Annotated in this window: 7 protein-coding genes; 5 read left to right on the top strand and 2 right to left on the bottom strand. The window is 74.4% G+C overall.

All coding sequences use genetic code 11. The features are described 5' to 3' along the window. The coding region (locus tag ACFWN1_RS29420) for an RICIN domain-containing protein (RefSeq protein ID WP_384368498.1) at positions 1 to 488 on the top strand (488 nt) is incomplete at its 5' end. A 113-nt stretch (positions 489 to 601) separates the two neighbouring features. Here the strand turns inward: ACFWN1_RS29420 and ACFWN1_RS29425 are convergent. Next, positions 602 to 1771 (bottom strand): lactate 2-monooxygenase, encoded by a 1170-nt coding sequence (locus ACFWN1_RS29425; RefSeq protein ID WP_384368501.1) that lies wholly within the window; start codon positions 1769 to 1771, stop codon positions 602 to 604. A gap of 336 nt (positions 1772 to 2107) precedes the next feature. Further along, positions 2108 to 2932, bottom strand: a complete 825-nt coding sequence (locus ACFWN1_RS29430) for an SDR family oxidoreductase (protein ID WP_384368504.1) — start codon at positions 2930 to 2932, stop codon at positions 2108 to 2110. A gap of 530 nt (positions 2933 to 3462) precedes the next feature. Here ACFWN1_RS29430 and ACFWN1_RS29435 point away from each other — a divergent pair. From ACFWN1_RS29435 to ACFWN1_RS29450, 4 genes are all read left to right on the top strand, one after another. Continuing rightward, positions 3463 to 3885 (top strand): subtilase-type protease inhibitor, encoded by a 423-nt coding sequence (locus ACFWN1_RS29435; RefSeq protein ID WP_384368507.1) that lies wholly within the window; start codon positions 3463 to 3465, stop codon positions 3883 to 3885. A gap of 501 nt (positions 3886 to 4386) precedes the next feature. Beyond that, positions 4387 to 5787: a S1 family peptidase gene (locus ACFWN1_RS29440; protein WP_384368510.1), complete on the top strand. Its 1401-nt coding sequence runs from the start codon at positions 4387 to 4389 to the stop codon at positions 5785 to 5787. Between the two features lie 470 nt (positions 5788 to 6257). Further along, entirely contained in the window at positions 6258 to 8711 is a 2454-nt protein-coding gene (locus ACFWN1_RS29445; RefSeq protein ID WP_384368513.1) for a SpoIIE family protein phosphatase, read from the top strand. Positions 8712 to 8836: 125 nt separating this feature from the next. After that, on the top strand, positions 8837 to 9046 hold a 210-nt coding region (locus ACFWN1_RS29450), incomplete at its 3' end, for a hypothetical protein (protein WP_384368516.1).

Genomic DNA, 9046 nt, shown 5'->3' on the forward strand with positions numbered 1-9046 from the left:
CCGTACCGCTCGCGGGCCGGCCCACCCGGCTGCGCGATGCCGCGGCCGGACTCTGCCTGAGCATCAAGGGCGAGCCCGAGCGTGGCGCGCCGGTGACGCTGGCCCTGTGCTCCAGCGGGGTCACCCAGCAGTGGACGTACGACGCCGACGGCCTCCTGCACAGCCAGGCCGACCCCCAGCTCTGCCTGGACTCCCACGCGGACGCCGCCGTCGTCATCCTCGGCACCTGCGACGACGCGGGCACCGAGCGCGGGGACGACGTGCGCTACGACCTCACCGCGCGGGGCGAGCTGCTGCCCCGCTGGGACGAGACGCTCGCGCTGGCCTCGGCCGAGGCGCGTCCCGGCGCCGACATCGTGGTCTCGCTCCGGGACCGCTCCCCGGCCCAGCACTGGCTGACCGACGCCCCGTCGGCGCCCCCCGGCTCGCCGTCGACAGCGGGAACTCCTGAGGCCCGCCAGGCGGAGGCCCCGGATCAGGGCGCCTAGAAGTGCCCTGAAGATCTTGAACTTGCGCCCGTCTTGCACCGGTTCATGGCGATTGACATTTACTGGCAATCCAGGGCGAGTCGGGCGGCCGGATCAAGATCTTCATCGGCCTTCTAGACCGGTCCCTCCGTCAGAACGGCCGGGCTCAGGGTGGCGGGGGTGGCGTGGCCGGAGAGGGCCAGGGTGAGGTCGAGTTCGGCCAGCACACTGCGGACGACGTGCTCGACGCCCGCCTGCCCGTCCAGCCCGAGTCCGTACACGTAGGGGCGGCCGAGCAGCACCGCGCGGGCGCCCAGGGCGAGCACCTTGGCGATGTCGTCGCCGGTGCGGATGCCGCTGTCGAACAGCACGTCGAGCCGGTCGCCGACCGCGTGTACGACCCCCGGCAGCGCGTCCGCCGCCGCGATGGAACCCGCGACCTGACGGCCGCCGTGGTTGGACACCACCACCCCGTCCATCCCGGCCTCCGCGGCCTCGCGGGCGTCGTCCGGGTGCAGGATGCCCTTCAGGACGATGGGGCCCGCCCAGTGCTCCCGCAGGAACGCGAGGTCCGGCCAGGTGTGCCCGGCGTCCCCGAACAGGCCGAGGAAACGCAGCACGGCCGCGTCCGGGTCCTCCTCCACCGGCTTGGCGAGCCCGGCCCGGAAGGCGGGGTCGGTGAAGTAGTTGGCGGTGCCCACCCCGTGCAGGAACGGCAGGTACGCCCGGTCCAGGTCGCGCGGGCGCCAGGACAGCAGCGGGGTGTCCAGCGTGACGACCAGCACCGAGAACCCGGCCGCCGCGGCGCGGCCCAGGAAGCTCCGGGTCACCTCACGGTCGCTGCCCCAGTACAGCTGGAACCACCGCTCGGCGTCCCCCATCGCCTCCGCGACCACCTCCAGCGGCGTGCTCGACGCCGACGACAGGATGTACGGCACCCCCTGCGCGGCGGCGGCCCGCGCGGCCCCGCACTCCGCGTCCGGGTGCATGATCGACAGCACGCCGACGGGGGCGAGGGCCAGCGGCGCGGGCAGCGTACGGCCCAGCACCGGAACGGAGAGATCCCGCTCCGCCACGTCCCGCAGCATGCGCGGCACGATCCGGCGCCGCTCCAGCGCGGCCCGGTTGGCCCGCTCGGTGCTCCCGTCCCCGGCGCTCCCCGCGACATACCCGACCGGGCCCGGTCCGAGCCGGTGCTCCGCCAGGTCCGCCAGCCGTGTCAGATCGGTGGGGAGCCGGGGCACCGTCCCGTTCATCCCGTTCAGATAGATCTCGTACTGGAAATCGGCCCACCGAGCGCCCACGCCGCCGCTCCCCTTCGGTTGTGAGGTGTCGTGCCCGGCTCAGTGTGCCTCAGAGTGTCGGGCCGGACAGCGGCTGCCTGGGTCGGGGTCGCCGTCCTGGAGACCGAGACGCTTCAACCGGGCCGTCAGCAGGCGTATTTCATGCTCCGCCTCGGCTCAGTGGCCCGCCTCGGCCGGCGTCGCCGCATGCCGGCCTGGTGGTGGCCCGCCGCGCTGGTCGGCGCGGTCACGGCGGTGACGGGAGCCGTACGGGTCCGGACGGTGGCCGCGTCCTTCGCGGAACCCGCGGAGGCGCTCGCCGGCCTCCACGGCAAGGACCTGGCCCGGCCGACCGGCTCAGCGGAAGGCGGCCACGTTGCGCGCCGCCCACTCGGCGTAGGAGCGGGGCACCCGGCCCAGGAGCCTCTCGACATCGGGGCTGACCCGCCGCAGGCCGGCCGACGGCGACCCGAGGATGCCGAGCGTGCTCTCCACGGCCCGCTCGGGCATGAACCGCGTCATCACCGCCTTCGCCTCCTCCCGCGTCTGCTCCACGAACCGCACCGGCTCACCCAGCGCCTCCCCGATCGCGGCCGTCTGCTCGCGGGGCGACACCGGGCCCGGTCCCGTCAGCTCGTAGACGTGCCCGGTGTGGGTGGGGTCCCGCAGCGTCACGGCGGCCACCTCCGCGATGTCGGCCGGGTCGACGGTCGGCAGCGCGACATCCCCGAACGGCGCCGTCACCGCCCGCTCCGCACGCACCGCGTCCGCCCACCGGAGCGTGTTGGTGTGGAAGCCGCCCGCCCGCAGCACGGTCCACCCGAGCCCCGAGGCCCGCACCGCGTCCTCCGGGCCGGACGGGTGGTCGCCCGTGCCTACCCCTTGCGAGGACAGCAGGACGATCCGCTGGACGCCACCGGCCCGGACGACCGCCAGCAGGCCGCTCAACGCGCCCTCGGCGGCCGCGAAGTCGCCGGAGGTGAGCAGGAACAGCGCCCGTGCCCCGTCGAGCGCGGGTGCGAGGCTCTTCGGGTCGGCCAGGTCGGCCCGGGGCTGCCGTACCTCCGCCGGGAGTTGACCGGAGCCGTGCCGGGACACCGCCGTCACCCGCTCGCCCGCGGTCAGGAGCGCCCGCACCAGGGGCTGTCCGACGTTCCCCGTAGCTCCGGTCACCACGATCATGCTGTTCTCCGTCCCGAGTCCGACTTGTCTCGTGCCCGGCGAAGTTACCGGCGCGGGGACAGCAGGTACCTAGAGGAAAGTGAGGCCGTTGTGGCGCAGATCACGCGGTGGCGAGAGCGGGCCCCTCCGTGATCGGTGGCACTTGCGTCTCCCTCGGCCGCCCTGATGGACGGTTCGCCCGTCCGCCCCACCCCGCGAAACCCACGCGAACGCGAGGAATCGTGAAGGTGTCACGGGCAGATCGTGAAGGCGGCCCCGAAGCGGGGGAGCGTGATGTTTCAGGCCGATTGCTCAGGCGGTGAGTTCCGGCCATCGGGGCGGTGCGTGCGTTCTGGATCCCCGGCGTTACGGGGCCGACCTGTTCGAATTCCGTGACTTCGCGCCACTGATTCAACACGCAAGGTTACTGAAAGTCATGGGTGGGATGTGTGTTCCGTCAGCGGACTCGGCAGAGTGGCGCTCGCCGTCGCGGCGCCCCACCGGGCACCGGCCGGCACACCCTCAGCTGATCGAGCGGAAGGATGCACACCATGCGGAACACCGCGCGCTGCGCCGCTGCCCTCGGCCTCACCGCCGCCGCCGTCTGCGGACCCCTGACCGGTTCCGCCATCGCGGCGCCCGCCTCCCTGTACGCGCCCTCGGCACTGGTCCTCACCACCGGCCACGGCGACAGCGCGACCACGGTCACCCCGGAACGCGCCGTCACCCTGAGCTGCGCGCCCACGGCCACCGGCACCCACCCCGCGGCAGCGGCCGCCTGCGCCGAACTGCGCGGGGTCAGGGGTGACTTCACCGCCCTGAAGACCCGCCCGGACGTCCAGTGCACCCGGCTGTACGACCCGGTGGTCGTCACCCTGCAGGGTGTCTGGCAGGGCCGACGGGTCGCCTACGAGCGCACGTTCGGCAACGCTTGCGCGAAGGACGCGCTGGACAGCAGCGTCTTCGCGTTCTGAGACCGGGATCGCACGGGCTTCTCCGTGCCGCGGGGCCGGTTCGCGAGTGGGGAGTGCGGCCCCTGGAGCGGAGCAGCCGGCGATCCCGTGCCGGGAGGGCGAGGCGGAGTGGGGCCGCCGCCTTCCGGACCCACAGCCGCTTCCCGGCCAGGCCCGTGGGGGGCCTTGCCGGGAAGCGGCACACCCTTCCCTGCGCGAGCCGCCTGCGCACCAGTTCGCGCAGCTGGCCGCCGGTGTCGGCGAGCAGTTCGGCAAGCGGGGGCTCCGCTCTGTGAGTTGAGCGGAGAGTGCGTCTTTCGTGACGTGGGGTGACCGAGGTGCCGGTGTGTCAGACGGGGTGCGCGGCGGACTGATTCCCCGCCCGGACAACGAAGTTGGCAATCGGGATTGAACGCGCCGGGCCGACCGCCCGTACCTGTAGCCAGCCGGCACCCCCCGACGAACTGCCCGACAGCGGCAGGCCCCCGCACCCAGGAGGTCGAGAAGTTGAGTCACAAGCGCATGCCCAAGAGGAAGGCCGCGATAGCGGTGGGCGGTGTCGCGGCGCTCGGAGCGGCGGCCCTGCTGCTGCCCAACGCCAACGCCTCCCAGGACAAGGACGCGGCCACGGCAGGCACCGCGAGGACCCTCAGGACCACCGACGCGACCGCGCTCGCCGACCGGCTGAAGCAGTCCCTGGGCGGTCAGTTCGCCGGTTCCTACTACGACAGCGCCAAGCGCCGGCTCGTCGTCAACGCGGTCGGTGACGGTGACGCCGTCGCACGTGCGAAGAGTTCGGGCGCCGTCGTACGGCAGGTGGAGAACAGCACCGCCGACCTCCAGTCCGCCGCGCGGACCCTGCGGACCAAGGCATCCATCCCCGGTACCGCCTGGGCCGTGGACCCGCGCACCAACAAGGTGATCGTCAGCGCCGACTCCACGGTGACCGGCGCCAAGTGGGACCGGCTGGAGTCCACCGTCGACGGCCTCGGCTCCGGCACGGCCACGCTGAAGAAGACCGGCGGCACCTTCAAGACCTTCGTCTCCGGCGGTGACGCGATCTTCTCCCAGGTGCCGGGCGGCAACGTCCGCTGCTCCCTGGGCTTCAACGTGACCGCCTCCGACGGCAGCCCCGCCTTCCTCACCGCCGGTCACTGCGGGGTCGCGGCCAAGCAGTGGTCGGACTCCGCGACCGGTCAGCCGGTCGCCACCGTCGACCAGGCCACCTTCCCCGGCGAGGGCGACTTCTCCCTCGTCAAGTACGACGACCCGGCGACAGCGGCGCCCAGCGAGGTCAACGCGGGCAACGGCCAGATCGTGGCGATCAAGCAGGCCGCCGAGGCCACCGTCGGCTCCACCGTCTTCCGCATGGGCTCCACCACCGGACTGCACGACGGGCAGGTCACCGGCCTCGACGCCACCGTCAACTTCCAGAGCGAGACCGACCCGAGCGGCGTCGACACCGTCACCGGCCTCATCCAGACCGACGTGTGCGCCGAACCCGGCGACAGCGGCGGCTCCCTGTTCACCCAGGAGGGCTCGGCGATCGGCCTGACCTCCGGAGGCAGCGGCGACTGCACCCGCGGCGGGGAGACCTTCTTCCAGCCGGTCACCACCGCCCTCGCGGCCACCGGCGCCACCCTCGGCGCGGGCGGCACGGGCGCGGGGGCAGGTGCCGGGGCCGACGACCAGGCGGGCGCTGACGACCAGGCCGGCGGCGGTGACGAGGCCGGGGCTGCCGACCAGGCGGGCGCCGGTGACGAGGCCGGGGCCGCCGACCAGGCCGGTGCCGGGGAACAGGCCGGTGCCGGCGCGGGCGCCGATGACCAGGCAGGGGCGGGCGCCGCCCAGGGGAAGGGTTCCAAGCACCACCGCCGCGACGGTCACCGCGGCGGGACCTCCTCCCTCACCGGCTCCAACTGACCCGCCCCGACTCCCCGCCCGACCGCACGAGGGTTCCGGGCGGGGACGGTCCGGTCCTTCGGCGGGAGGGCCGGACCATTTCCGTGCGGGGGCTCGACTGCTGCCCCGTTCCACGCCGGGCCTCAACTCCCTTTACCCGCCCGCGACCCACGCCGGCCGCCGCTGTCGCACGGCCCGGTCGACCGCTTCGGCAAACGCGCGTACACCCGCTCCCGCAGCGCCGCGCACGCCCGTGAGCGCGGAGCGCCCGGCCCCGAGGGCTCCCGCGCGTCGGACACACCTCGTCGTACGGGCTGCTGACGAGCCCGGTGTCCGGGAGCGCCCGGATACCCCCTCCCGGTACCGCTCGTGCCAGGTGCGGAAAAGCACCGGTACAACCGCCCGCGCGGCTTTCGGGCCGATCGCGAGGTAGGGGAAAACCGCGCGCGGTCGCTGCACAGGGGCTGCGCCGCGCGCTCGCACGCGCTGTAATGGCCAACGTGGCGAGTGAGGGTGCTGCGGTGCGCAGGACGGGAGCCGGGCGGGCCGAGCACGTCCTCGCCACACTCATGGCCGCACCCGCCTCCCCGGACCGGCTCCGCCGCGTCCTGGAACAGGCGCTCGTCCTCGCCGGCGCCTCGTTCGCCGGCGTCTACGCCCCCGGCGACGAGCCCGCCGTGCTCTGCCTGGCCGAGTCCGCCGGTCTGCCGGGCTCGCTGTACGGCCTGCGCGACGGCTACCGCGCCGACGGTGGCACACCGGTCGCCGAGGCCCACCGCACCGGCCGCCCCCGCTGGCTGGACCCCGGCGACGTGGCCGCCCGTGCCGAGGGCCGCCGTACCCCCGCACCGGACTTCTCCCTCGCCGCCCTGCCCCTCGCCGGGCCGGGCGGGGGGGCGCTGCTGGCGGTCGCGGAACGGGCCGAGGGGTTCGACGCGGGGGGAAGAGCCGTGCTGGAGCTGATCGCCCGTGCCGTCACCGTCCCCGAGTCCGGCCCGGCCGACGCCCATGAACCGGCCGCCGACGCCTTCAGCCTCGCCATCGACACCGGGCGGGTGGAGGTCGGCGACGAGATCCTGCGGCTCTTCGGCGTAGGGCGCGACGACTTCGACGGCGAGGTGGAGACGCTGCTCGGGCTCACGGTGCCCGAGGATCTGCCGGCGCTGATGTCGGTGGTGGAGCCCGACCACATGTCCCTGGACGAACGCGAGCTGGAGTTCCGCGTCCGGCAGCCCTCCGGGGTGCCGCGCTGGCTCCGGCTGCGCGGACGCCCGCTCCCCGCCGGGGAGGGCAGACCCGCCCGGCTCGTCGGTACCGTCGCGGACGCCACCAAGCTGCGCTCCGAGGTCACCGACGTGGCCCGCGTGCAGCGCCTCGCCGCCGACCTCGACACCGCGGGCACCGTCAAGGACGTGGGGCAGGCCGTCGTCGACGCCCTGCGCAAACCCCTGCGCGCCGACCGTATCGCCCTGGCCGAGCTGGAGAACGATCGGCTCGTCGTCACCGTCCTCGACCCGCCCGAGCCCGAGGCGTGGCCCGAACTCTGGCGGGCCGAATGGCGCGGCGAGTGGCCCGACGCGCCGGTACGCGCCATGCCCGCCCTCGCCGCCGCGCTGCGCGACGGCCGTGCCCATGTCTGGCCCGCCGGCTCCGCCCTGGAGCCCGGCCTCGCCGGGGTGGGACCCGGCGGCCTCGCCGTGCTGCCCCTTCCCGCGGGCGGCCGGATGGCCGGGGCCTGCCTGATCGGCTGGGACCGCCCGCACGCGTTCGCCCCCGACGAACGCGCCCTGCTCACCGCCTGCGCCGCCCTCGCCGGCCAGGCCCTGCGCCGCGCCCACGCCTTCGACGCCGAGCACGAACTCGTCGGCATGCTCCAGCGCACCCTGCTGCCGCGCCGCCTGCCCCGGCTGCCCGGCGCCAAGGCCGTCGCCCGCTATCTGCCCGCCACCGAGGGGCTGGAAGTGGGCGGCGACTGGTACGACGTGATCCCGCTCGCCGACAACCACGTGGCCTTCGTCATCGGCGACGTCCAGGGCCACAACGCGGGCGCCGCCACCCTCATGGGCCAGATGCGTACCGCCCTGCGCGCCTACGCCGCCGAGGGCCACCCGCCCGACGTGGTCGCCGCGCACGCCAACCGGCTGCTGCTGGACATGGAGAGCGACCTCTTCGCCACCTGCGTCTACGTGGACATCGACATGGAGCAGGGCACCGCGCTGTGCGTACGCGCCGGGCATCCGCAGCCGGTGCTGCGCCACCCGGACGGCAGTACGGAGATCGTGCGGGCGGAGGGCGGACCGCCCCTCGGGGTGCTCACCCGTGCGGAGTATCCGATGACCCCGCTGAGACTGAAGCCCGGCACGGTCCTCGCGCTCACCACCGACGGCCTGGTGGAATCCGCCGACATCGACCTCGACACCGGCATGGACCGGCTCGCCCGCGACCTCGCCGGCGTGGACCCGGCCCAGCTCGGCCGGGCCGCCGACGCCCTGCTCGCCGGCGCCCACCGGGACGACGACGTGGCACTGCTGCTGGTGCGCTACGACGGCATGGCCGTACGCCCGCGGCGCGAGAGCTGGAGCGTGTGGCGGGTCCCGGAGGCGGTCCGGCACGCCCGCCGCTTCGTCCGGCGCACCCTGCGTGTCTGGGAGCTGCCGGGGGACGCCGCCGACACCGCCCTGCTGGTCGTGTCCGAGCTGGTCACCAACGCCCTGGTGCACACCGAGGGACAGGTACGGCTGGATCTGAGCCTGGTAGGCGACCGGCTGCGCATCGCGGTGACCGACTCCTCGCCGCGCGGACCCCTCAAGCCGACCAGCGTCGGCTGGGAGGCCACCGGCGGCCGGGGCATCCTGCTGGTCGAGGCGGTCTCGCGCGCCTGGGGCACCGTTCCGGTCAGCGGCGGCAAACAGGTCTGGGCGGAGCTGGTGACGGACGAGGCGTGAGGGACGGGTGGGGGATGAGCAACCGTGACGAGGCGGGCGACGACGCCCGGAGGCGGACCCCGGCGGACGGCGCAGACGGTGGTCCCGAGTGGCGGGTTCGCCCCGCGTGCCTAGGGTCGGTTGGTGTGGCACACACCTTCGAAGAACTGGTCCAGAAGCAGCGCGCGGCCGCCGCGGCACACGCCATGGTCGACGAGCTGCGGGACACCTACGGGCCCCCGGCCGAGCGGGCGATGACCGGCGCCCAGTCCGGGACGTACGAGACCGCCCTGCGCGCCTGGCGCGATCTGGCCCGCGATGTGCAGACCGCCCTCAGCGACTACGCCCGCGAGACC

Source organism: Streptomyces sp. NPDC058459 (assembly GCF_042721685.1).
GTDB lineage: Bacteria > Actinomycetota > Actinomycetes > Streptomycetales > Streptomycetaceae > Streptomyces.